Source organism: Glaciimonas sp. PAMC28666 (genome assembly GCF_016917355.1).
Classification (GTDB): Bacteria; Pseudomonadota; Gammaproteobacteria; order Burkholderiales; family Burkholderiaceae_D; genus Glaciimonas.
In genome coordinates this window covers 3,275,676-3,301,242 of record NZ_CP070304.1, presented here as the reverse complement: position 1 = coordinate 3,301,242, position 25,567 = coordinate 3,275,676, and the positions used below count along the sequence as shown (strand labels likewise).

The window sequence follows — 25,567 nt, the reverse complement described above, 5'->3', positions numbered from 1 at the left end:
GCGTTGACCTGATTGTAAAAAATCAGAACAACGCGCCTTTTATTTTTGGGTGAAATTCACCTACCAATGCCCTAAAAAATTAACCTCACGACGTTATGAAGCGTCGTGCGGTGTTTTCTTTTCGTCGACTGAAGTTATACAAACGCCCCAATTTTCTCTACCACCGCATTCCGTACCGATCCCGTGACGACAAACGATTGCGCCATCAGAATATCATCGTGGAACCAGCGATCACCGTCCAGGCAAGCGGGAATCTGGCGACGGATTTCCTGATAGGCCGCTTGTGTGCCCTGACCCAGGACGAATCCCGGCAACAAATCTTCGGTCATGGTCAAGGCTTGCGCCGCCAATAACATCTCGACCCCGATAATATATTGGGTATTTGCCACCACCGTCGCGGCCTTGCGTGCGCACCAGGTGGAGTTGGAGACATGGTCTTCGCTGTTGCCTTTGGCCGGAATACTGTCGACGCTGCCGGGCATGCACAAGGTGCGGTTTTCCATTACGAGGGAACTCAACGAACATTGCACCACCGGATAACCGGTGTTGACCCCGCGCACACCGCTCATCAGATTGCGTGGCAAGCCCCACGACAAAGTCGGATCGATCAGACGCGCCACCCGACGTTCGCAAATGCTGCCCAAATCGGTCATCACCATCGCCATCAGATCCATCGCCTGGGCCAGATACTGGCCGTGGAAATTGCCGCCGGAAATGATCTCAAAGCCGCCGCCCTCTTTGCCGAAGATCAATGGATTATCGGTGGCCGAATTGATTTCCTTGTCGACGATGGTGTCGATGTAGTCGAGTGCATCGAACACCGGACCGTAGACTTGCGGTGCACAGCGCAACGAATACACATCCTGAATCCGTTCTGAATACGGAATATCGGTGCGGCGGGACTCTTCCGGAAACTGCACCGAGCGCGCTGCATGCGTGGTGCGGGTCGATCCCTTGAGCAGCTTGCGCACCACCGCAGCGGTTTTGATTTGCCCGGCGTGCGGACGTGCTTGCTGAATGCGTGCATCGAAGGCCGCCATTTCGGCCCGCATCGCTTCCAGCGTCAGGCCCAGTGACAGGCACGCATCGCTCAGCAAGTTACGCGCGTCGTGCGCTACCAGCACGGCCACCGCCAGCGAGGCGGTACAGCCATTAATCAAGGCCGAGGCGTCCTTGGCTTGCAAATCGAATTTGACCGGCGCAATGCCGGCGGCGGTAATGGCTTGCGGGGCACGCATGCGTTCACCCTGATACATCACTTCGGCTTCGTCGAAACCGGCAATCGCGGCGGCCAGATACGACAGTGGAGCCAGATCGCCGGAGGCACCGACCGAGCCTTTTTGCGGCATGATCGGATGAATGCCAGCGTTCAGGAACGCCAGCAGACGGTCCACCACCTCCACCCGTGGCGCCGAATAATTACTCGCAAAAGCATTGGCACGCAGCAACATGGTGGCGCGGCTGACTTCTTCCGAAAATGGCTCGCCGATCCCGGCGCAATGGGCTTTGATCAGCTGAGTCTGAAACAACGCAATGTGTTCGACCTTGATACGGGTATCTTTTAACAGCCCGACACCGGTGTTGAAGCTGTACATCATCGGCGCGTCATCATGCATCCAGGTCGCTTCGATGAAATCGCGGCTTTCCTTCAACGCGGCGCGCGAAGACTGCGCCAACGTCACCGGCAAATACGGTGCACGGGCCACGCTGACGACCTGCGCTGCAGTGAGGGTGAAGCCGTCGATGGTGAGAGTGGTCATAATAAACTTTCAGAAATGTGGTTATCAAGGCACAAGCTACTGCTAGCAACAACTTGCTGCAGGCAGCAGGAAGCCAGCGAGGTTGCCGTCGCCAGGCATCTGCTTTGTACTGTTAATGGAGATGATCTGTGAAAAGTACCGTCAATATTCAGGCACTAATTAACTGCGGCGTATGTTTGAGTCGGTTTATTTGACGCTCAACCGATGAGCGTCAAATAAATCAGCAATCAATCAAAACCATGCGCGATTACTTCGCACCCGCTTGATACCAGGCACCAATCACCGCCCGCTCAGCGTCAGTGATATTGGTCATGTTCCCGAGCGGCATTGCTTTCAACTGCACTGCTTGCTGGAAAATTTTGTCAGCATGTTGGCGTATCAAATCAGGCGTTTGCAGCATGATTCCGGCAGGCGCGGTAGCAAATCCGGGCTGCGTCGGCTGCGCTGCATGACACTCAACGCAACGCTGAGTAATGATCGCCTGCACGTGCGCCATATCTGCCACTGGCACATCAGTCGCTGCCGTTCCGGTTACCGCCTGCCCAACAGTGGCAACAGGTACCACAGGCGCAGGGATCGGACGTGGAGCAATCGCAATCGCTACCACCACCAGGATAGCAACACCGGCAGCTGGATAACCCCAGGAAACACGACCAGCATGACGCAGATTGAAAAAGTGACGAATCAGCGCACCGGCTGCAATAATCGCCGCCAGCACCAACCAGTTGTATGCGTGGCTGTAAGTCATTGCATAGTGATTGCTGATCATGATGAACAGCACTGGCAATGTGAAGTAGTTATTGTGGACGCTACGCTGCTTCGCTCTTTTTCCGTAAATCGGATCCGGTGCTTTACCGAGGCGCATGGCTTCAACCAGCTTACGCTGACCGGGGATAATGACCATCAAAACGTTACCCACCATCATGGTGCCCATCATCGCACCAACATGTATATAAGCAGCACGACCGCTCAGCAAATGGCTCAACACATATGCCGCAGCGACGATAAACAAATACATCACGAGACCAAGAAGCCCGTCACGTTTACCGAGCGGCGAACGACATAACAAATCGTAGACAGTCCAGCCAATCACTAACGTGCCGATGCCGACGCCAATGGCCTGCAATGAACTCAGATCGGCAACCTCTTTGTTAATCATCATCGCTGACGCGTTGAAGTAATAAACAATGAAAAGCATTGCAAAACCACTTAGCCACGTCGCATAGGCTTCCCATTTAAACCAATGGAGTTCTTCCGGCAACTCGGCCGGCGCCACCAGATATTTTTGCGGATTATAAAAGCCGCCACCATGCACCGCCCACAATTCGCCAGAAACACCTTTATTGGCCAGATCAGAACCAGGCTTGGGTGGACGGATAGAGTTGTCCAGCCAGACGAAATAGAACGACGCGCCAATCCACGCGATCCCGACGATCAGGTGAAGCCAGCGCACCAGTAAATTGAGCCATTCCACGCCATACGACACTAACATTGAATCCATGTCTTCCTCACAATTACACTCGTCCGCCACTGCGGGCACTGCAGACGAGAGAGGGCCACCCCCTCAAAATAAGTCGCGAACTTGGTAGTTACAGCTCCGCTACGACCACTATGACCTGCGCAATCTTGTATGCTTAAACCAGTGCTTTGCGTTTTCCCCTTTAACCGGTGTAGAAGTTGACGCTTTGTATCTTATACAAACACTATTTTGCACGGCATTTCACGCTATAAGCTGACGAAGTCACATTCTTTTGCCCAACGTTGTTTCCCAGTCAGTGCTGCAAACAGCGATGCCACGACTTAAAACAACTCGGATTCATGAAAGATAAACGCGTTCGGCTTTAAAAATATTGAATTTGAAGTATATTTGACATACGTCTATTCATATACAGAAATTAAATAAAACTGTCGAGTCGCCTCAATAGACCTATAAAATCGACGTCACCGTCGCTCGCGTCAATACGGCCTGATGCCTGATCTAAGCCGGCACGGCAGTCCGGTGACAGAAGTCGCGAACGTTACACCGAACGTGACGCCGAACTTGCCACCGAACTTGACATGCACTGACCCCCCTATCCTTCCGACAAAGATCGGACGGCCAGGCAGTAACAGGGTCCCAATTCACAAAGAGACAAAGAGACAAACCCATTATGTCCAAGCTACCAGACCATCTTGATATTCATTTGATCCGCATACTCTATCTTTTGCTGTGTGAAAAGAACGTTTCCCGGGTGGCACTCAAGTTAAATCAGCCACAACCATCGATCTCGGCCTCATTGCGCAAACTGCGCGAACTGACCGGTGATCCACTTCTGGTGCGCGGCGCACGCGGGATGGTACCGACTCAGCACGGCGAAAGCTTGTTGAAACCAGCTAAACGGATCCTCGATGAGACCGAGCGCCTGTTCGTGCACAAAACCCCATTTGTCCCGCAAGCCGAAGCCCGTACCTTTCATATTGCTGCGCCGGACTATATGAATACTCCCTTTTTTTTGGAACTCGTCGCCAGAATGCGACGCGAATCACCGAAAAGCCGTATCGTTATTCATGCTTTAGGGCCGGAGACCGATTATGTGCGCCAACTGTCCGATGGCGACCTCGATCTGGTCATTGCGAATTGGGATGAGCCGCCGCAACATTTACATTTAACTAAATTGTTTGACGATCCGATTGTCTGTCTGATGCGCGCAGATAGCGCCTATGCCAAACGTACCGCCTCCGATGCCATGACAGTGGAAGACTACTTAAGCCTGCCGCACCTTGCCCCGTGGCAAGTTCTTCCTGGTTATCACGGCATCATTGATTCCTTCCTTGATCGCCAGAATATGCGCCGTAACGTGGTGGTCGAATCAGCTTACTTTGGCATGCTTCCCTATATGGCAGCGCAGACCGATCTGGTGCTGACCACGGGTCGGCAATTTGCTCAGTTTTACGAAAAAACGCTCGCTCTAAAAAGTTTTACGCTACCGATAAAATTTCCTCCAATGCGGTTTTATCAACTTTGGCACGAACGCGTGCATCAGGCGACCGAGCATAAATGGTTGCGTGAACAGGTCAGTCAAGTCGTCAAAGCAATGGTAATCAAATGAAACTGTTATATGCTACAACTGAAATCAACTATCAATCATTGCGTATATCTCACACTATGGTTTTCTATAATATCGTTCATCACACATTACATAACCCTAGCGTTGATATCGGAACGACCTCTCACTCCGCTCTAACGTCACTGGCATGAATTGTGCAAGACAAAATAATATCTAAAAAATCCCAGCTTCTGGAGACGCACAATGAACACCGCAACCGCAACTGTCACTCCCGCCACCACCATAACCGACCCGGTTGATGAAAAGTTACCGTTAGGCAAACTCACCGCGCTTGGCATGCAGCATGTGCTTGTCATGTATGCGGGCGCCATTGCCGTCCCGCTGATTGTCGGGGGGGCGCTCCATCTGGCAAAAAGTGATGTCGCCTTTCTGATTAGTGCCGATCTGTTTTGTTGCGGCCTGGTCACGCTCATTCAAAGCCTTGGGTTTTGGAAATTCGGTATCAAAATGCCTGTGATGATGGGCGTCACCTTCGCCGCCGTGGGCCCAATGGTCGCGATGGCCGGCAATCCAGACCTGACCATCGTTCACATATATGGCGCGGTAATCGTGGCCGGTATTTTCTGTATGCTGGCGGCACCCTACATGAGCCGCATGATGCGATTTTTTCCGCCGGTCGTCACGGGAACTGTTATTACCGTCATCGGTATTTCGCTAATGGGTATTGGTATCAATTGGGCCGCGGGCGGTCAGCCTATCATCGGCAAGCTGGTCGATGGCGTCTTTACCAAAATACCAAATCCGGACTATGGCTCTCCGACCAGTCTGGGTATCGCTTTGGTTGTCTTGATATCGATTTTGCTGATTACTAAATATGTAAAGGGGTTCATCGCCAACATTTCGGTGCTGGTCGGGATGATTATTGGATTTTTGATCGCATTGTCGATGGGGAAAATTAGCTTTTATGGCCTGGGCGATGCTGACTGGTTTGCGCTTATTCGTCCATTTCACTATGGTTGGCCCAAATTTGATCTGGGCTCGATTATCAGCCTGTGCCTGGTCATGATCGTGACCATGATTGAATCGACCGGAATGTTCATTGCCCTGGGCGAAATCGTTGGCAAAAAAATCGATGATAAAACGCTTGCACGTGGCCTCCGTGTAGATGGCCTCGGATCGATCATCGGCGGTGTCTTTAATACTTTCCCCTACACCTCCTTTTCACAAAACATCGGACTGGTCGGCGTCACCGGCGTCCGCAGTCGATATGTCTGCGCCACTGCTGGCGTGATTTTGATGGCCTTCGGTCTGTTTCCGAAAATGGCAAACGTGGCGGCGTCAATTCCACAGTTTGTCCTTGGCGGCGCTGGACTGGTCATGTTCGGCATGGTCGCTGCCACCGGTATAAAAATACTCGCCAAAGTTGATTTTGTCGGCAACCGCAACAATCTTTTTATCGTCGCAGTGAGTATCGGTGCCGGAATGATCCCGATTGTTGCCCCCAGCTTTTTTGACAAAATGCCTGCATTCTTGTCTACCATTTTGCATAGCGGCATTCTGCTGGCATCGGCCATGGCGGTATTACTCAACTTGTTCTTTAATGGCAAGGGCACTGCCAACAGCGCCCGCGAATATGCGGTTGCCGCAGCGCAAAGCTCTGATCATTGATTTATTGGTGCCTTGGTCGGCATTGCGCCGCCATTGCGTATAAGGCGTTTATGTCCAAACGGGTCCCACCCGTCACTGAAACTATTTAAGGAGTACGCGGGTGGGACCCGCCGACAGCAAATGACCACTTTGGAACAACTTAACGGCTGTGACGCCAATACTTTCGTCTCGACGCTACAAGGGATCTACGAGCACTCTTCCTGGATACCTGAGCGCGCTGCAAGCAATCGTCCTTTTTTGAATATCACCGAGCTGAAGCTGGCGCTTGAAGCGACTGTGCGAAGTGCCTCGGAGGATGAGCAACTGGGTTTGATCCGCGCCCATCCCGAGTTGGCTGGCAAAGCCGCCATATCGGGCCAGCTAACCGTTGAGTCAACTGGGGAACAAGCCAAGGCCGGACTCAACAATTGCAGCCCGGACGAATTTGCCACGCTGCAAACACTGAACGCAGCCTACAACGCCAGATTTACGTTCCCGTTTATTCTGGCGGTGAAAGGTGCGGACGGTCAGGGTTTATCACGAGAAGCGATTATTAAGGCTTTTAGCCGTCGCCTGAAAAATCAGATCGCCGACGAAAAGGCCGAAGCCCTGCGTCAAATTGGCCGTATCGCCGAAATGCGCATCAATGCTTTGCTCGACTACACACCCCATCTTGGTGAGACTATCATGCGGTGGGCACAGGTCATCGGAGCATGGAGTGATGACGAAGTCGGCCTGACCTGCGCTTACATGACTCCATCCCATCGCCGCACCGCTGCACAACTCGCAGATTGGATGCGTGAAGCTGGCATGGTCGCCGATATTGATGCCGTCGGCAATGTCGTCGGCCGCTATTTATCCGACAACCCACACGCTAAAACGCTGATTACCGGCTCCCATTACGACACGGTCCGCAATGGTGGAAAATATGACGGGCGTGAAGGTATCCTGCTGCCTATCGCCATCATTAAACTCTTGAATGAGCGTGGCGAGAAGCTACCATTCCATGTAGAAGTCATCGGCTTTTCCGAAGAGGAAGGCGTGCGCTTTAAAAGCACTTTCCTTGGTAGTAACGCGGTCATCGGCCAATTCGACATGGGCTTGTTGGACAATACTGACCGCGACGGCATCAGCATGCGCGATGCCTTACAAAGCGCCGGACATGATGCCGCTGCCATTCCCTCACTGGCACGCAATCCGAATGACCTGTTAGGTTATGTCGAGGTTCATATTGAACAAGGTCCGGTGTTGCTACAACATGATCTGCCGGTCGGCATTGTTACTTCCATCGCTGGTAGTTGCCGTTATATGGTGCAGTTAAAAGGCGTCGCCAGCCATTCGGGTACCACCCCGATGTCGATGCGCAAAGACGCTGCTACTGCCGCTGCCGAAATATTGCTGTATGTTGAACAACGCTGTGCGCAGGACCAACAAGCCTCCCTGGTCGGCACGGTCGGTCAGCTGCAGGTACCAAACGGCTCGACCAATGTCATTCCTGGAGCTTGTGTATTTTCATTGGATATCCGTGCCGCCGATGACCTCATCCGCGATGCGGCGGTCACTGACGTGTTACATTTTATTGACAACGTATGTCAGCGACGCAACATTGAAAGCACCATCGAAAAAATGGTCTCAGCGCCCGCAGTACCCTGCGCACCATGGCTGATGAACCAGCTGACCGCTGCCACCGAACGTGCAGGCGTACGTCCCTTCAAACTTGCTTCAGGAGCCGGTCATGACGCGATGGCAGTCGCCAAAGTAACTGACGTCGCCATGTTATTTACCCGCTGCGGTAACGGTGGAATCAGTCATAATCCATTAGAGACAATGACAGCTGACGATGCTGAAGTGTCCGCGCAAATCTTGCTGGATTTCCTGCGCAACTTTACTCCAAAGTCCTGAACCAGAGCCTGGTAATGCGTCAAGACTACTTGTCATAGAAAGGTGGGCTTGACGAATGCCTTTTATGTCAAAAATATGTCCAAAACTTTACTGATAAAAAATGCGCGTGTGTTGGTCACCATGGATGAACAGCGCCGCGAAATCAGCGCCGGCGCCGTTTTCATCCGTGACAATGTTATCGAACAAGTCGGCAAAAGTAGCGACCTGCCGCAAACGGCTGATGAAGTCATCGACGCGACCGATCATGTGGTGATCCCCGGGTTGGTGAACACCCATCATCACATGTATCAAAGCCTGACACGCGTGATCCCGGCAGCGCAGAACGGTGAACTGTTCAACTGGCTCACCAATCTTTATCCGATCTGGGCCAATCTGACGCCGGAAATGATTCAAGTGTCTACCCTGACGGCGATGGCAGAATTGATCCTGTCCGGCTGCACTACCAGCAGCGACCATTTATATATTTATCCGAATGGTTGTAAACTCGACGACAGTATAGAAGCGGCTAGCCAAATCGGCATGCGCTTTCATGCCGCAAGGGGTTCAATGAGCGTCGGGCAGTCCAAAGGTGGCTTGCCGCCCGACTGCGTGGTCGAAGACGAAAACGCCATCCTCGGAGATACTCAACGTTTGATTGAGACATTTCACGACCATCAACGCCATGCGATGCAACGCATTGTTGTTGCGCCCTGCTCGCCGTTTTCAGTGTCCCGCGATTTGATGCGCCAGTCTGCAATTTTGGCGCGAGAACATGGCGTGTCGTTACACACCCATCTGGCAGAAAACGCCAACGATATCGCCTATAGTCGTGAGAAATTCAACATGACGCCAGCGCAATACGCGGAAGATTGCGGCTGGGTCGGACACGACGTCTGGCATGCCCATTGCGTTCAACTCGATGACGACGGCATTTATATGTTTGCCCGTACCGGCACCGGCATCGCGCATTGTCCTTGTTCAAACATGCGCCTCGCTTCTGGTATTGCGCCCATCCGTAAAATGATCGACGCTGGGGTTAGCGTCGGTCTCGGGGTTGACGGTTCTGCTTCAAACGACGGCGCCCATATGCTGGGTGAAACCCGTCAGGCCATGTTGCTGCAACGCGTAGGCTTTGGCCCGGATGCAATGACCGCACGACAGGCGTTAGAAATAGCAACGCTCGGCGGCGCCAAAGTGTTGAACCGTGACGACATCGGCGCGCTCAAACCTGGCATGTCGGCTGATCTGGTTATGTTTGATCTGAATCAGGTGGGCTACGCCGGTGCGTGGCACGATCCGGTCGCAGCACTGGTATTCTGCAACCCTTCCAATGTCGCTTATAGCATCATCAATGGGCGGATTGTTGTACGTAATGGCCAGCTAACCACGGTCGATTTAGGCAACGTTCTGGAGCGGCATAACCGCCTTGCCCGTAGCCTCGCTGAGGCGGCCCGCTAAGTCATCTCGACAGCTAACCATTGATGGTGTTCTTGAAACGAACGCCCATCAATCGCTAGCTGCAATGTGACCGAACAAAGTCTTCATGATTGCGGCTCAGTAACCTCCTGGCCGCATCATTCCTTAACGAATCATTTGCAATACGAGCGCTTCAGGCTGCGCCAACTTGCGTCGCCCTTTCGGTTGCTCTGCTAAAGTTACCGTATCGGTCCTGCCCAGCAGCAGCGATTCCTTGTCCTGCTGCAAGGCAACGCTTGAGAGATAACGCATGCAGCTGACTCGCAAAAATGCGCAAAAGTTGCCAATCTTGCCTTGTTGCTGAATCACCTCCGAATACAACCGACTGATCAGTTGGTTCGTGGTCATATCGTCTTTACGGGCAATTCGCGCCAAAATATCCCAGCAGAGATTTTCCAGTCGAACGCTTGTCACTACACCGTGGATACGTATTGATCGGGTCCGTAATTCATACTGAATCGGATCGGCCTTCAGATAGATTTCGCACATGCTTCATCTCCTTTTTTATAGTCGTATCCATCAGATACGCTCCCTAATGTAACGTCTTTAGGTAATTAATGATTGCTTGACGCTTTTCTTGATCATCCTGGTGGTACATCATGAGCGTATCCGGCACGACATTTTGTGGATCCTCTAGCCATTTATTCAGGAGCGCCTCGGTCCATGGCTTACCGTCGAGGACTTTCCTGAATGCAGCGGAATAGGCCATACCGGGGGCGGCTCCGGCCGGGCGCCCCACCACACCGTAGAGATTAGGGCCCTGGCGATTCGGGCTACCCTCTGCAGCAGAATGGCAGGTTGCGCATTGCGACTTGAACAATTTCTCCCCAGACAGCGTCTCCGCAGCAACGGTGTAATCACTCAGTACAAGCGCCATAGTGACCGCGAATACCAACGGAATTGCTCTAAGGCGCTTCATTAAAGCTCTTTTCTCGACATCGACTGCGCGATGAAATCCGCCTGCCGAATCGCTAACGCGACAATGGTCAACGTCGGATTTTCAGATGCGCCGCTCGTGAACTGACTACCATCCGACACGAACAGATTCTTGATGTCATGGGTCTGTCCCCATTTATTGACAACGCCATCTTTGGCCTTGGCGCTCATGCGATTGGTACCGAGGTTATGGGTGGACGGATACGGTGGCGTCAAGATAGTCCGTTTGGCACCAATCGACGTGTACAACGCGGCGCCTTGCTGAAAAGCGTGCTTGCGCATCGCAAGATCGTTGGCATGATCACTGAACTGCACGTTCGGAATCGGCAAGCCAAATTGATCTCTTTCAGTTGCATGCAGCGTCACGCCGTTTGACTCCTGCGCAAGATCTTCGCCAATTACCCACATCCCGGCCATATTGTCGTACGACTCCATTGCCGACGAAAAACCACGCCCCCAAGCCCCTGGGTCAAGAAATGCGGCCATGAAGGGAACCCCGAGAGACACCGTTTCCATTTCGTAACCGCCGACAAACCCGCGCTTGGTGTCATGCCGCGATTCATCACGCACAATGCCTGCCATGGTGGTGCCGCGAAACATATGCACAGGTTTATCAAACACTGCGTACACGGAGCCGGTCATGTGACGCATGTAGTTTTGTCCGACCTGACGCGATGAATTTGCCAAGCCATTCGGAAACATCGCCGACGCAGAATTAAGCAGAAGACGCGGGGATTCGATTGAGTTACCGGCGACGCATACTACCCGCGCTTTTTGAAAGCTGCGGTTGCCTTTTGAGTCGCTGTACAGCACGCCCGTCACCAGACCCGCCGCGTTATGCTCAATCTTCAAAACCTGCGCATCAGAACGGACTTCAAGATGGCCGGTACGTTCGCCTTTTGGAATTTCTGTGTACAACGTCGACCACTTCGCGCCCGACTTACAGCCCTGAAAGCAAAATCCAATCTGCTGACAAGAGCCGCGTCCATCGCGCGGTTGGGAGTTGATCGCCATATTCCCGCTATGGAATTCCTTGTATCCCATTTTTTTGGCACCCGCCGCCAATACTTTGTAGTTATTGTTGCCAGGCAGACGTGGAATACCATTCGTACCCGTCACGCCCATTTTGAATTCAGCCCGCTCGTAATAAGGCGTGAGATCCTTCAAAGTAATCGGCCAATCAAGAATATTAGCTCCCTTGATATCGCCGTACACCGTGCGCGTTTTGAACTCATGCTCCTGAAACCGCAATGAAGCCCCGGCCCAATGTACGGTGGAACCGCCTACCGCCTTCACAATCCAGGTCGGCAGATTGGGAAAGTCCCTCGCGATACGCCAGGTGCCAGACGTAGTGCGTTTGTCGAGCCAGGAAATTTTGCTGAACATCGGCCATTCGTCATTTTCGAAATCGCTGATTTCATGCCGCTTGCCTGCCTCCAGAACAACGACATTGATGCCTTTTTGGGCCAGTTCGTTGCCGAGCGTCCCGCCGCCTGCACCCGAACCAACAATCACTACCACTTCTTCACTTAAATTAAATTTTGCGGCCACAGCAGTCTCCTCATTATTTTTATAAGAGTGTGTTTTTGATAATGCAGCAATTAATTTTGAACGATCATCGACTTAGGTCAATTCCATCCAGTTCTGATCATTGAAGCCGCGACTGATATAGCCGCCAAACTCAGCAGATGGTCCTTGATAGCCCAACTTTCCCCACACCACGGGCTGGTTGTAAAGACTCACAACCAGATCGCCGCGAATCTTCAGGAAAAAAGGGGTGGTCTGCATCGCCGTCAGAACAACCAGTCGGGATTTTTCATCCGGTATCTGCGCGTACGCTTTGCCGAATTGTTTGATCGCGGCCTCATCTGCTGCGGCCACGCCATTGATGAGAAGCGCGCGAAGGTTGGGGTCTGCCTTAACCTGGTCCCCGTAGATAGCCACGGCTTTGACATACAGGTCATCATCGAACCCGTCATGCGGGAAAATGTCGCGGGCAATTTTTGTCAGAGTAACGAAAGTGTCGTTCCCGAGCATTTCTTCCGCTGCGGCCTGGTTCGACACAAATAAGCTGGGGATACCTCCCGCGACCCCGGCAATAGAACCCGCAGAGGCTATCTTCAAAAATTTACGACGTTTCGGTTGTTCAGGTAGGTGCATTTTTTGTCTCCTGTCATTATTATGTGCAAGACTCTTCAAGTCATCAAACAACAATTCGGCTGAAAATTAGCGATAGTGGCCCCACTTCTCCAACACTTCTATCTTGTAACCATCCGGGTCGACTACAAAGAAAAAGCGCGCCAGCAGCGTCTCATCTTGCTTGAATTCTTTGATGGCTGCAGGCGAATAACCCAAATCCAACAATTTGGTGTGCATGGAAGCCAGATCATCGGCGACAAATGCATAATGTCCATAGCCGTCGCCGTGCGTGTAGGGCTCCTTACGATCGTGATTGTGGGTCAGCTCAATTTCAAAATCATTTTCCGGGCTGCGCAGATAAACCAACGTGAAACCGGGGAAATCAAGCTGATGGGAGACTTCAAATCCAAAACCATCGCGATAAAAGTTCTTGGATCGCTCGGGATCGAGGACCCGAATCATCGTATGGATAATTTTTGCCATCTGCGGGTCTGTATGATTGTGGGTAGAGTCTTATTATTCCCCTCCGCGCAGATGCCGTGGTAACACTGTAATACTACTTTTAAGCATTAGCGGGCCACCAGCGTATGCATTAATAGCGACGTTTCGATCTCTGCGACTGGCTCTTTGAGTCGACAATCGGCACGCCCGCCAACCGGTATCAGGCAAACTTAAAAGTGGTTAAAAAATACGAGGTATTTTGATTCAGGGAGACTTTTGAGCGTCAGTACTGATCGCAAATCAAAAATAAACGATCAGTCTGACGGATTTCGGACATGACACAACCTACGTTACGATCTGTCAAATGCGGCAAATAGAGCAGGAAACGCGTTACCGCGTTTAATTCAAGCCGTTCTTTCCTTCTATTTCGTTCGCTTTTAGTCCACCTAAACGCGCGTGCAAACGGCCACGCGTAGCTACCGCAAACGCGACAACGATTTCATCGCTATTTGGTGCATCGGTGAATTGCGTCGTCACAGTATCGTAATGCGATGGCACGTACAGCGCATCTTTATGCGCAAGCGGAATATCGAGATTGGTGCCCGGCACGCCGCGCTTTCCTGACGATGGAATCCACGCTTTGCCGCCGCCAATGGCTTCACGAATCGGCATCACGAATGCTGGCGTCAGAAACGCATTGCCGTGTTCATATTCACCGCCAACACCAACGATACAGGCTTTACCATAGCTTTCCACTTTATCGGTGCCCAGCGCGGCATTGATTCGGCGCCCGAATTCCGCGCCCAATGCGGCCGAGTTCGCCAGGATATTTTCAAGATTCTGATTGAATTGGCCGGCATAAGGGTTATGAATCGCAACCGCGATCACAATCTTCCGCAGTGCTGCGCCATCGGCCAGCACGCCGCTTTCGTTAGCCAGCGTGTCGTCGATTTGGGTGTACCACTTACGTATATGATAATTTTCGAAGTTTGCAGGTTTTGTCATTTTTTTGTATTTCATTAATCGGTTAAAAAGGAGCTCGCCCGAGCTTACTGCGCCTACTAAGCTTGTTGAGCTTGATATTATTTATTTGGCCAGATTTCTGCGAGACGCAGCAAGTTGGTACTTCCCGGCTGACCAAATGGCATACCGGCAGTGATGGCAATCTGATCGCCCGCGACTGCAAAGCCTTCCTTGACGACGGTCTCGCAGGCCGCCTTTACCATTTCGCTTTCGTTGTGAACCTGATCGCTAATGGTCGAATGCACTCCCCACACCATCGCCAGCCGCCGCGCTGTCGCCAGTTTCGGTGTAATACTGACGATTGGTGCGATCGGTCGTTCGCGCGCAGCACGCAAACTCGTGTGTCCGGAGCTGGTGTAAGTCACTGTTGCTTTAGCGCCGATGATACGCGTGACGTCGCGCAGCGCAGAGCAAATAGCGTCGCTCTGGTTGGGTAACGGTGTCTCGTGCTGGGCATCGAGCAGATTACGATAAAGTGGATCTTGCTCAACTTCAGCAATGATACGATTCATCATTTCCACCGCTTCCAGCGGATAAGCACCACTGGCCGATTCTGCCGACAGCATCACCGCATCGGAGCCATCATAAATAGCACTCGCAACGTCTGATGCTTCAGCTCGGGTTGGCACCGGCATCGTAATCATGGACTCCAGCATCTGGGTCGCAATAACCACCGGTTTCCCTTGCTGACGGCACACACGCAAAATACGCTTTTGCACGCCGGGTACACGTTCTGGCGGCAACTCGACCCCGAGGTCACCACGTGCCACCATGATCGCGTCGGATACTTGAACGATTGCATCAAGCTGGTCCAACGCCGCAGGTTTTTCAAGTTTGGACAGCACCCAGGCGCGGTCACCAATCAACGCCTTGGCTTCCAGCACGTCTTCCGGACGCTGCACAAATGACAGCGCAACCCAGTCGACACCCAGGTCCAAAGCGAACGCCAGATCACGCTTATCTTTTTCGGTTAATGCGGGGATCGGCAAAACGGCATCCGGAACGTTGACGCCTTTACGGTCAGATAACGCGCCACCATTTACTACCCGTGTGCGGATCTTCTGACCATCGCTATCTTGCACTTGCAAACGCAATTTGCCATCGTCCAATAGCAATGACTGACCGGCTGCGATGACTTCAAACAGCTCTGGATGGGGCAGGCAAACGCGGTCGCTATTCCCAGCGGTGCTGTCACGATCCAGCGTAAATTCCTGGCCGGCGACCAATGTTACTTTGCCATCGACGAACTGCCCGATACGCAGTTTCGGGCCCTGGAGATCAGCGAGAATAGCAATTGGACGACCAACAGTTTGTTCAACTTCGCGCACGATACGATAGCGCTCCTGATGGTCAGCATGGGTTCCGTGACTGAAGTTAAATCGAAAGATATCGGCACCGGCTTCAAATAGCGCCTGGATCATCTCCTGGGTGGAACTGGCGGGGCCTAAGGTGGCGACGATTTTTGCTTTGCGTTGACGACGCATGAGGGCTTTCCTTTTTGAGGGTGGCGGGGAAACTGGGTTAGATGGAATCGTTCGCTATTCTTCCGATCCTGACGAAGATTTTTTCTATTTGGTCGTGGGTTGTCGTGGGTTGTCGTTATTTGTTCTTGGGTAATCTTGGGTAAACTTGAGGACTTCAATTTTTAACACAGTTAATTCGCTGCGGATGATTGTCCGCACATAACATGCGACTTTTTCTTACGTTGGTGTAGGTCTTAGATATTTTTTTGCTTGATACTATGCGGATGGAGGGTGGGGTGAGTTGTTTCATTTTTCTTATGTGAGCTTTCGAGCCGTAAGACGATTACGGTCGTCGAGCTGCAGCCTATGTTGCCGCTCCGAGAGCGCTGCTATTAGCACCCCACCTTGCCCGCACGCGGATGTAAGGTATTCACTTTCGGCCAGCTGAAACTTCCATTCAGGCCCGCCAAAAGTACACAACTAGTACACAACTAGTACACAACTGGTAAACAACTATTAAAGAATCAACATCGCCCGAAAATCATTCACATTCGTCCGGGTAGGCCCGCTCACAACCAAATTCCCCAAAGCCTCAAAAAATCCATACCCATCGTTGTTATCCAACATCGCCTTCGGTCTCAGGCCCAATTCCTCGGCCTGTCGCATCGACTGCGGTTGATAGATCGCACCAGCGTTGTCTTCCGAGCCATCAATCCCATCCGTATCACACGCAATGGCATGTATGTCAGGATAGCCATCCAATGCCGTCGCCAGACTCAGCAAAAACTCCGCATTGCGCCCACCCCGGCCGGTTCCCCGCACAGTGACCGTGGTTTCGCCACCTGATATCACAACGCAAGGCTTCGCGAAAGGCTGGCCGCGGCGTGCAATCTGTCGTGCCAGCGCGGCGTGCGCGAGGCCGATATCCCGCGCCTCACCTTCCATTTCATCCGACAAAATATACGGCGTTAAACCAGCGGATGATGCTACCGCAGCGGCCGCTTCCAATGCATCCTGCGCAGTGGCCATGACGTAATACTGATTCCTGGATAGTCTCGGATCACCAGGCTTCGCGCTCTCGCCCTGACCTGATTCCAGATGCTGCAAAATTGCTGCGGGAATCTCAATCTTATACTTTCGCAACACCGCCAGCGCCTCTGCACAAGTAGTCGGATCGGCCAAAGTAGGACCGCTGGCAATCACCCCGGGATCATCGCCTGGAATGTCCGAAATCATCAGGGTCACGACGCGTGCAGGCGCACAGGCCAACGCCAGACGGCCACCTTTAATGGCCGACAGGTGCTTGCGGACACAATTCATTTCAAAAATATTTGCGCCACTTTTTAGTAGCGCCTTGTTGATCGCTTGCTTTTGTTCCAGCGAGATACCTGGCGCTGGCAGCGCCAACAGTGACGATCCACCACCCGAAATCAGACAGAGCACCAAATCATCCTCGGTCAATCCCTGGACCATTTCAAGTATCCGAACAGCAGCTCGTCGCCCGGCCTCATCCGGTACCGGATGCGAGGCTTCCACCACCTCAATGCGCTTGCAGTCGGCACCGTGGCCGTAGCGCGTCACAACCAACCCTTCCAGTTCACCTTGCCAGTGCTCTTCGACTGCCTTGGCCATGGCTGCAGCCCCTTTGCCGGCACCGATCACCAGCGTGCGACCTTTGCCTGTTGGGGCCGGTATCCGGGCCAGATAGGCTGGCAGACATTTTGCTGCGCTGACGGCATCGACAGCACTTTGGTACATGTCCAGTAAGAGCTGGCGAGGGTTGATTGTGGTGATTGGGGCGATTGGAGTAGGCATGCTGAGTAACCTTGATTGGTGAGGTACAAAAAATTAACTAGACGTTTAGCGCATTCTTTTGATTGCATTTGCTTGCGCTGGACTCCCATTGGTTATGCTTCCAGAAGTTTCGACGACCGGCGCGGGAGACCAACTCGATACATGCAAGCAGGCTCCAACAATTCCCGACCAAACGTCAAACCCTGGAAGCGCCAGTGACCAATTAGGTCAACTGCGAATGGCTGCGCCAACGGCTTCGATGTTTCGGCAATATTTTATAAAATGCCAAATACGACCAAGAACATAATTTTGCACCTAATTTACCACTTATGCCGAAGCAATTTGATGATTCGACATAATTTCAATTGCCCGGCACAGCGCAGAATGATCCAACCCGCTCATACCGTTGGCCGCACAGGTATTCATGAGCTCCTGTGCCATGGCCGTATTTGGCAGCGAGATACCGAGCGCCTTGGCACCTTGCAACGCCAGATTTAGATCTTTCTGATGCAGCTCGATACGGAAACCTGGATTGAAGGTACGCTTAACCATCCGCTCACCATGGACTTCCAGGATACGAGAAGAAGCAAAGCCGCCCATCAGAGCTTCTCGTACTCTTGCAGGATCAGCACCGGCTTTGGAGGCAAATAATAATGCCTCCGCAACCGCTTGGATATTCAATGCAACGATGATCTGATTAGCTACTTTGGTCGTTTGACCGTCGCCGTTTCCGCCGACCAGCGTAATATTTTTGCCCATCAGTTCGAACAATGCTTTGACATCGTTGAAGGCAGCTTCGGAACCGCCAACCATAATGGTAAGAGATGCCGCTTTGGCGCCGACCTCCCCACCCGACACCGGCGCGTCCAGATATTCGCAGCCTAACGCATTGATTTTCTTCGCAAAACCTTTGGTGGCAATCGGAGAGATTGAACTCATGTCGACCACGATCTTGCCTGCGGTCAATCCTTCTGCGACGCCTTTTTCGTTGAACAATACGGCTTCGACATGGGGGGTATCCGGCACCATGACGATGATAATGTCCGCGCGTTTTGCAACTTCCGCTCCGGAGGTACAGACGGTCGCGCCGCCGTCGATCAACGACGCAGGCGGATTTTTCTGATCATGCAGATACAGCTTATGACCGCCGCGTTGCAGATTCTCGGCCATTGGCGCGCCCATGATGCCTAATCCTATGAAGCCTACTTTTGCCATGATAAATCTCCTTGATGTCTTTAAAATTTGTCGAATATTCCAGGCGTTAATGATGCAGCCAATTTTTTACACGCCGTGTGCTGCGCGCCAGCCCAAACCTTCAACCGTTCCAGCCTTCGGCTTGTACTCACAACCGATCCAGCCGTCGTAGCCGATTTCATCTAAAAACGAGAACAGGAAGCGATAGTTGATTTCGCCGGTGCCTGGTTCAAAACGACCGGGATTGTCGGCCAATTGCACGTGCGCAATGCGCGCGAGGTTGGCTTTAATGGAGCTCGCCAACTCGCCTTCCATTCGCTGCATGTGATAAATGTCGTACTGCACAAAAATGTTATCCGACCCAGTCGCGGCGATCAGATCCAGCGCCTGGCGAGTTCCAGTGAGATAGAAGCCAGGAATATCAAAAGTGTTGATCGGTTCGATCAACAAGCGAATGCCAGCGACCTGCAATTTATCCGCCGCAAATTTCAAGTTGCTTACGACGGTCGCTTTCAGATCGTCCTGACTCACACCGGAAGGCGCGATGCCGACCAGACAATTCAATTGCTTTACGCCGAGTATTTTGGCGTAACGCAATGCTTCGTCCACGCCCTCCTTGAATTCGCTGATGCGGTCCGGGTGACAGGCAATTCCACGTTCGCCACCGTCCCAATTTCCCGCCGGTAAATTATGCAGAACGAGTTCCAGTCCATTTGTCTGCAATTTGTCGCTAATTTCCTCAGCGCGAAATGCATACGGGAACAGAAATTCAACGCCCTTGAATCCTACTTTCGCGGCGGCACCAAAGCGCTCAAGAAATGGTAACTCCGTGAACAACATCGTGAGATTAGCTGCTAGTTTGGTCATAATATTTCCTCGTCCTTTCAATCTTGTCGACATGAATCTGGCATCGATTCAAATAACGGTGCGGGTAAATGGCGCAATCGGTTAAGCAATCGGCTCTAATCGGATTAATCGCGCAACTTAGTCCAGCAAACTCACCGCGGTTGGGGCATCCGCACGGCTGGTTGCCAAATCTTCGAACTCGTTGATATTGTCAATCTCGGTACCCATAGCGATGTTGGTGACGCGCTCAAGAATAATTTCCACCACGACCGGAACCCGGAACTCCGCCATCCAACGCTTGGCCTGTGCAAAGGCGTCTTGAATTTCGTTTGGATTGGTCACCCGTATCGCTTTGCAGCCGAGGCCCTCTACCACCGCAACGTGATCAACACCGTAGCCGTTTAACTCAGGTGCATTGATATTTTCGAAGGCAAGCTGCACACAGTAATCCATCTCAAATCCGCGTTGCGCCTGACGTATCAAACCCAGATACGAGTTGTTTACCACTACGTGTATATAGGGCAAATTAAACTGCGCGCCGACGGCCAACTCTTCAATCATGAATTGGAAATCATAGTCACCTGAAATCGCAACCACTTCGCGCTTCGGATCTGCAACGCAGACGCCTAAGGCCGCCGAAATAGTCCAGCCCAGCGGACCGGCCTGACCGCAGTTAATCCAATGGCGAGCGTGATAGACATGCAGGAATTGGGCAGCTGCGATTTGCGACAAACCGATGGTGCTGATGTAGCAGGTATCGCGACCAAAAGCTCGGTTCATTTCTTCATATACACGCTGCGGTTTCACGGGAACGTTTTCGAAATGGGTGCGACGCTGCATGGTACGTTTGCGCTCCTGGCACTCACCCAACCAGGCCGACCGATCAGGTAGCTTGCCCGCCGCTTTTAATTCTTTCGCCACTTCAATAAACAGAATCAACGCTGCTTTTGCGTCGGAGACAATGCCATAGTCCGGTCCGAATACGCGTCCGATCTGGGTCGGCTCGATGTCCACATGCACGAACTTGCGGCCCTTGGTAAACACTTCTACCGAACCGGTATGACGATTGGCCCACCGATTGCCGATACCTAGCACAAAGTCGGATGCCAGCATGGTGGCGTTACCGTAACGATGACTGGTTTGTAAGCCAACCATTCCCGCCATCTGCGGATGATCGTCAGGGATTGCACCCCACGCCATTAATGTAGGGATAACCGGAACACCAGTCAATTCAGCAAATTCAACAGCGAGGTCAGCAGCATCGGCATTGATGACACCACCGCCGATGGTTAACAATGGACGCTCAGCTTCACCTAGCATGGTCAAGGCTTTTTCGATCTGCGCGCGCGATGCTGTCGGCTTGTAGGCCGAGAGCGATTCGTAGGTATCAGGGTCGAATTCGATTTCTGCTACTTGCACGTCAAATGGCAAATCAATCAAGACCGGGCCTGGACGACCTGAACGCATCAGATGGAACGCTTGTTGAAACACGCGCGGCACCAATGCAGGCTCGCGCACGGTGACTGCCCACTTTGTCACAGGCTTGGCGATTGACTCGATATCAACCGCCTGAAAATCTTCTTTGTACAGACGTGAACGTGGTGCCTGACCGGTGATACATAAAATGGGAATTGAATCCGCTTGCGCCGAATACAGGCCAGTAATCATGTCGGTTCCAGCCGGTCCTGAAGTGCCGATACAGACGCCAATATTGCCGGCTGCGGCGCGGGTATAACCTTCCGCCATATGCGACGCGCCTTCAACGTGTCGGGCCAACACATGTTTGATGCCACCGTGCTTTTTCATCGCCGAATACAGCGGGTTAATGGCCGCACCTGGAACCCCGAACGTTTGCAAACAGCCTTCTTTTTCCATTACATATACTGCTGCGTCAATTGCTCTCATCTTTGCCATATTGCCTCCGGATTACTTATTGGGAATGTGTTGCCTGTTCCTGAACCGCTATCACCGTGGACCGAATGAGGCCGACCAGAGCAGTCGGATTCCGGCATGTCGCGATAAAGTGAACGGTGTTTGGACAGGGGTTAAGTCGATGAAGTACATCGTATAAGCAAACTTTATGTTTGATAAGAAGACAAACTGTCTGTTTATTCCATACTTTTAATATGGAATAAGCGGTAAAGTAGGCAATCGGAGGAGATATGGATAAGTTGAAACAGATTGAGGCCTTGGTCAGCGTAGTAGAAAAAGGCAGTTTGGCCAGTGCAGCCCTGGAGCAAAATATTACGCCCGTCATGCTGGGCAGGCGCATTGATGCGCTGGAAAAGCGGCTGGGTACCAAGCTTATGCACCGCACGACGCGTCACTTGACCCTGACCGAACAAGGAACAGTATTCCTCGACCATTGCCGCAAATTATTGAACGATCTCGATGTTGCTGAAAAGATTATTTCGGAAGGTCGCCATAAAGCCACGGGACATTTAGTGGTTTCGGCGCCGGCGGCGTTTGGACGCAAGCATGTTGCACCGCACGCACCGGCATTTCTTGCCGCCAACCCGGAAGTAAAAATCTCGTTCAATCTCACTGATCGGGTGGTGGATCTGGTGCGCGAGGGCTATGACATCAGCATCCGAATCGGCGGCGTAATCGACCCCAATTTCGTCGCAGTCAAACTAGCCGGTAATCGTCGCGTGGTATGCGCTACGCCGGACTATCTGCGCCGCAATGGCACCCCTGTGACGCTGGACGATATCGCAGCTCACAATTGTTTATCGTTCAACTTGCAAGGCGGCCAGCAACGCGGTTGGTATTTCCAACAGGGTGGAAAACCGGTTGTCATCAAGGCAGAAGGAAATCTGGATTGTAACGATGGCGAATTGTTGCATCGATGGGTCAGCGAGAGCTTGGGCCTGGCATGGCGCTCCACCTGGGAAATTCAGGCGCAACTGGCCAGCGGCGAACTCATCACGGTACTGGATGAATTTGCGTTGCCGCATTACGACATCATGGCGGTCTACCCACAACAACGCCATCTTCCGGCAAAAACACGTTTTTTTATTGATCGCTTAAAGGAAACGTTCGCCAAACCCGGTTACTGGACTCAAGGTCCCGGGCGAAGCGCTTAAATCAAACGATCAATTATCTCGTTAGATAAATTCACCGTGAGGACAAATCTACCCGAGAAAGGACCTACTCCGGAACTGTAGGTTTGGCGGGCAGGTTCCCTCCCTCGCCCTCCCAAATTGTGATGGCTTTACTCTGTAAATTTTGTTCCGCATTCGCTCGGGCGAGCCGTTGACGTGCCATCAATAACAACGCGGTTAAACTTGAAACGGTCAACATCAACAAAGCGCTTTTACTGTTAAACATATAAAACTCCTTTAATCGTCCGTTTGAAATTAAAAAGAAGCTAAAGAAAAATAAAGGTAATAGCTCCAGTCGGCCTGGCGACGTTATCTGCGGAATCTCATGTCGCCGACAGCGGTTTAGATTCTGCAACTAAGACCATGATAAGCCGAGATGGCCCTCTTGTGTTTCGGGGTTGACTGACACGCGGGCTGACCCGCCAGCACGAAACTAAATACAACCTCGAATTCCAGTTGGCCCGGGGCGTACAAAAAGCGTAAAAGAACAGCGTAGAAGCCTCACAGGCAGTCCGCTACATTCCAGCAAATTCACCTTTGTATCCAGGCCCGTTCGGGGCTCTGCTTCACGCAATCCTACAACGTTAGTAGCCCCCGTCCGATAGAAGTATCCACCCTTCCTCTATATAGTTATTTACAACTTTGATGCGCTCAGGCACTTTTTTAACTCTTTATTGACGTTTTTTTTTCGTCAACCAACTCGAAAGCTACCATCATGGGTAAGTATTTTTTAGCGTGGTTGCTGGGGGTGCCTGCAGTAATTTTAGTACTCATTTATCTGTTTATGCATTGATCTGCGGATGGCATGTCCGATCAGCGCATGTTAGTAAAGCCGCGAAGACGATGGTTAAAGCGATCAGACCATGTGGACATCCCGCATACGTCCATCGGGAATGAAATAGATATTAGGAGACGTCATGAAACGCACCGGTAAATCCTTAACCGTATTGATTTCTGCCATGGCGAGCGGATCGCTTCTTTTAGCCGCTTGCGCCGGCCCCAACGATGGGCAGCAATATCGCAGCTCGACGGACCCGACCTATCAGCCCAATCAGTACAATCAAACAAATCAATACAATCCGTCCAATCAATATAACCCGTCTACTCAATCCGCCCCATCCAACTCTCAGTCTTATAACGGCCGGGGAACGATAGACGCAATTGATGTCGTTCAAGGCGAAAACCAAAGTCGCGGGATCGCTGGCGCACTCGTGGGTGGTCTGCTCGGCGGCGTTTTGGGACATCAAATTGGTCATGGGACCGGCAACACCGTGGCGACCGTTGGCGGCGCAGTCGGCGGCGCCGTAGTTGGCAATCAAGTGGAGCAGCGCAATAGTCAAAGTCCAGCGTCGTACGACGTGCGCATTCGCATGAATGATAACGGCTACCAGACCATAAACCTTAGTAATCCAGGAGACTTGCGTGTCGGTGATCGGGTAAGGATAGATAACGGTCAGATTTCACGTTATTAATTTAGCGCTTTTAATTTACCGTGTGGCTCGTGATTGCCTTAACTGAACACAACGCCGTCAAAGCCTGCCGGAAAAGGATTTGCGATTCTATGCGCGTATTTTTATAAACGGATCGAAGTTGCACCGCATGCTGAGTAGGACATTTTTTACAGTGAATTGCAACCACCAACCACAAAAGGAGTAAAGCATGGGAACGATCCTTCTAATTATCTTGATTTTATTGCTCGTCGGCGCGCTGCCAGCTTGGCCGCACAGTCGCAGTTGGGGTTATGGCCCTAGCGGCATCACCGGCGTTATTGTCATCGTACTTATTGTGCTTCTGCTCACTGGACGGCTATAAGTGTTAAATTAATCATTATCAGAAATGTTATATCAGGCCGCGGTCGTCCATGAAATTGGCAACTTTGGTGATGATCGCAGTGACACCGCCGTTCAAAATATAAAATTTATCGATCAGTGGAATTACGCCTTGTATCGAATTTAACCACGTCGTGCATCGCAATCCGTTCGCCAAGGAGCAAGTACCATGCATCAAAAAATTGTCGCCGCGTTTTCATGTATTTTAGTCGCGGCAAGCGCTTATGTGACGCATGCAGTCGCCGCTGAAGAAAATGTTCAGATGAAAGATCCATCACGCTGGCATACGGAAGACATGTCCGCCCGAGCCCGCTACAACAATATGACGAAGGAAGCGAATGCGGCCTATCAGCAATCACTCAATGACTGTCGTAGTCTGCGCAATCGGGAGCTAATGGCTTGTCGTCGGGAGGCAAAAAATAATTTTACGAACGATATGCAACGGGCGCATCGCATGTTGGTACGCCGATCCGATGTCGATACCGAGTAATTTAGTCGCCATATTGGTCCCACCATCGTCGATTCACAACGCATGCGGCCCGTAACCAAAAATAACCGGCCCATGCTTGTGGATGTAATACAACAAAATTTTTGCCCATCAAGGTTGTACTCTGAACGTAAGAATGGCTACTTTAGCAATTATCGTAAGCCTGCTCCATGGCATATGGGTTCGACAGAAATCCCCTCATAAGCTCCCAGAATGGCTTCCAGAATGGCGCGCCGAATCGCGTCCAGAATGCAAAAAGCCCGCATCAATTGATGCGGGCTTTTATCCTGGTGTCCCCAAGGGGATTCGAACCCCTGTACTCACCGTGAAAGGGTGATGTCCTAGGCCTCTAGACGATGGGGACAGAAATCTGTCCTTACTACGTTGCTGTTATCCAGCTTTGCTTGCGTGGCCTTGCTTCGCTTGCAATTTACACTCTTCTTGCTACACCTGACCCGTTCGGTCTGAATAAAAAAAGTCGCATCACGCAGATGCGACTT

General features: G+C 51.8%; 22 protein-coding genes and 1 tRNA gene. 8 read left to right on the top strand and 15 right to left on the bottom strand.

The window, feature by feature from the left end:
* Positions 1-134: 134 nt before the first annotated feature.
* Together hutH and JQN73_RS14140 are read right to left on the bottom strand one after the other, a co-directional pair.
* On the bottom strand, positions 135-1,760 hold the full coding sequence (gene hutH / locus JQN73_RS14145) for a histidine ammonia-lyase (protein ID WP_205319517.1): 1,626 nt from the start codon (positions 1,758-1,760) through the stop codon (positions 135-137).
* 247 nt (positions 1,761-2,007) lie between these two features.
* On the bottom strand, positions 2,008-3,261 hold the full coding sequence (locus JQN73_RS14140; RefSeq protein WP_205319516.1) for a urate hydroxylase PuuD: 1,254 nt from the start codon (positions 3,259-3,261) through the stop codon (positions 2,008-2,010).
* Positions 3,262-3,910: 649 nt separating this feature from the next.
* On the opposite strand from JQN73_RS14140, the gene JQN73_RS14135 reads away from it, so the two are divergent.
* The 4 genes from JQN73_RS14135 (at position 3,911) to JQN73_RS14120 (ending at position 9,793) form a co-directional block, all read left to right on the top strand.
* Positions 3,911-4,849 carry a LysR substrate-binding domain-containing protein gene (locus tag JQN73_RS14135; RefSeq protein ID WP_205319515.1) on the top strand — a complete coding sequence of 313 codons (939 nt, stop codon included), beginning with the start codon at positions 3,911-3,913 and terminating at the stop codon, positions 4,847-4,849.
* Between the two features lie 201 nt (positions 4,850-5,050).
* Positions 5,051-6,475, top strand: a complete 1,425-nt coding sequence (locus JQN73_RS14130; protein WP_205319514.1) for a nucleobase:cation symporter-2 family protein — start codon at positions 5,051-5,053, stop codon at positions 6,473-6,475.
* Positions 6,476-6,595: 120 nt separating this feature from the next.
* Entirely contained in the window at positions 6,596-8,356 is a 1,761-nt protein-coding gene (locus JQN73_RS14125) for an allantoate amidohydrolase (protein WP_205319513.1), read from the top strand.
* Positions 8,357-8,431: 75 nt separating this feature from the next.
* Complete coding sequence (locus JQN73_RS14120) at positions 8,432-9,793, top strand: 8-oxoguanine deaminase (protein WP_205319512.1); 1,362 nt, start codon at positions 8,432-8,434, stop codon at positions 9,791-9,793.
* Positions 9,794-9,916: 123 nt separating this feature from the next.
* Here JQN73_RS14120 and JQN73_RS14115 read toward each other — a convergent pair whose 3' ends face one another.
* The 11 genes from JQN73_RS14115 to gcl all read right to left on the bottom strand — a co-directional run bounded on the left by JQN73_RS14115 (position 9,917) and on the right by gcl (position 21,561).
* Complete coding sequence (locus JQN73_RS14115) at positions 9,917-10,300, bottom strand: ribbon-helix-helix domain-containing protein (protein WP_205319511.1); 384 nt, start codon at positions 10,298-10,300, stop codon at positions 9,917-9,919.
* A 43-nt stretch (positions 10,301-10,343) separates the two neighbouring features.
* On the bottom strand, positions 10,344-10,730 hold the full coding sequence (locus JQN73_RS14110; protein WP_205319510.1) for a cytochrome c family protein: 387 nt from the start codon (positions 10,728-10,730) through the stop codon (positions 10,344-10,346).
* The gene (locus JQN73_RS14105) at positions 10,730-12,298 is read right to left on the bottom strand and encodes a GMC family oxidoreductase (protein WP_205319509.1); all 1,569 of its coding nucleotides are present in this window, start codon (positions 12,296-12,298) and stop codon (positions 10,730-10,732) included. The genes JQN73_RS14110 and JQN73_RS14105 overlap by 1 nt, the downstream gene beginning before the upstream one ends.
* A 72-nt stretch (positions 12,299-12,370) precedes the next feature.
* Complete coding sequence (locus JQN73_RS14100) at positions 12,371-12,907, bottom strand: gluconate 2-dehydrogenase subunit 3 family protein (RefSeq protein WP_205319508.1); 537 nt, start codon at positions 12,905-12,907, stop codon at positions 12,371-12,373.
* A 66-nt stretch (positions 12,908-12,973) separates the two neighbouring features.
* Complete coding sequence (locus JQN73_RS14095; RefSeq protein WP_205319507.1) at positions 12,974-13,369, bottom strand: VOC family protein; 396 nt, start codon at positions 13,367-13,369, stop codon at positions 12,974-12,976.
* Between the two features lie 357 nt (positions 13,370-13,726).
* Entirely contained in the window at positions 13,727-14,332 is a 606-nt protein-coding gene (locus tag JQN73_RS14090; protein ID WP_205319506.1) for an amino acid synthesis family protein, read from the bottom strand.
* Positions 14,333-14,409: 77 nt separating this feature from the next.
* Positions 14,410-15,834 (bottom strand): pyruvate kinase, encoded by a 1,425-nt coding sequence (pyk, locus tag JQN73_RS14085; protein ID WP_205319505.1) that lies wholly within the window; start codon positions 15,832-15,834, stop codon positions 14,410-14,412.
* Between the two features lie 495 nt (positions 15,835-16,329).
* The gene (locus JQN73_RS14080; RefSeq protein WP_205319504.1) at positions 16,330-17,628 is read right to left on the bottom strand and encodes a glycerate kinase; all 1,299 of its coding nucleotides are present in this window, start codon (positions 17,626-17,628) and stop codon (positions 16,330-16,332) included.
* A 306-nt stretch (positions 17,629-17,934) separates the two neighbouring features.
* Positions 17,935-18,822, bottom strand: coding sequence for a 2-hydroxy-3-oxopropionate reductase (gene glxR / locus JQN73_RS14075; protein WP_205319503.1), 888 nt, complete (start codon positions 18,820-18,822; stop codon positions 17,935-17,937).
* 66 nt (positions 18,823-18,888) lie between these two features.
* Complete coding sequence (hyi, locus tag JQN73_RS14070; RefSeq protein WP_205319502.1) at positions 18,889-19,668, bottom strand: hydroxypyruvate isomerase; 780 nt, start codon at positions 19,666-19,668, stop codon at positions 18,889-18,891.
* 117 nt (positions 19,669-19,785) lie between these two features.
* Positions 19,786-21,561: a glyoxylate carboligase gene (gene gcl / locus JQN73_RS14065; RefSeq protein WP_205319501.1), complete on the bottom strand. Its 1,776-nt coding sequence runs from the start codon at positions 21,559-21,561 to the stop codon at positions 19,786-19,788.
* Between the two features lie 248 nt (positions 21,562-21,809).
* Here gcl and JQN73_RS14060 point away from each other — a divergent pair, with 248 nt between their 5' ends.
* Positions 21,810-22,733 carry a LysR family transcriptional regulator gene (locus JQN73_RS14060; protein WP_205319500.1) on the top strand — a complete coding sequence of 308 codons (924 nt, stop codon included), beginning with the start codon at positions 21,810-21,812 and terminating at the stop codon, positions 22,731-22,733.
* Between the two features lie 64 nt (positions 22,734-22,797).
* On the opposite strand, the gene JQN73_RS14055 is transcribed toward JQN73_RS14060, so the two are convergent.
* The gene (locus JQN73_RS14055; protein WP_205319499.1) at positions 22,798-22,977 is read right to left on the bottom strand and encodes a hypothetical protein; all 180 of its coding nucleotides are present in this window, start codon (positions 22,975-22,977) and stop codon (positions 22,798-22,800) included.
* A 691-nt stretch (positions 22,978-23,668) separates the two neighbouring features.
* On the opposite strand from JQN73_RS14055, the gene JQN73_RS14050 reads away from it, so the two are divergent.
* The 3 genes from JQN73_RS14050 to JQN73_RS14040 all read left to right on the top strand — a co-directional run bounded on the left by JQN73_RS14050 (position 23,669) and on the right by JQN73_RS14040 (position 25,070).
* Entirely contained in the window at positions 23,669-24,223 is a 555-nt protein-coding gene (locus JQN73_RS14050; protein WP_205319498.1) for a glycine zipper 2TM domain-containing protein, read from the top strand.
* Positions 24,224-24,410: 187 nt separating this feature from the next.
* The gene (locus JQN73_RS14045; protein ID WP_205319497.1) at positions 24,411-24,563 is read left to right on the top strand and encodes a DUF3309 family protein; all 153 of its coding nucleotides are present in this window, start codon (positions 24,411-24,413) and stop codon (positions 24,561-24,563) included.
* Between the two features lie 186 nt (positions 24,564-24,749).
* Positions 24,750-25,070, top strand: a complete 321-nt coding sequence (locus JQN73_RS14040) for a hypothetical protein (protein WP_205319496.1) — start codon at positions 24,750-24,752, stop codon at positions 25,068-25,070.
* Positions 25,071-25,355: 285 nt separating this feature from the next.
* Here JQN73_RS14040 and JQN73_RS14035 read toward each other — a convergent pair.
* A tRNA-Glu gene (locus JQN73_RS14035) sits at positions 25,356-25,431 on the bottom strand.
* Between the last annotated feature and the right edge of the window lie 136 nt (positions 25,432-25,567).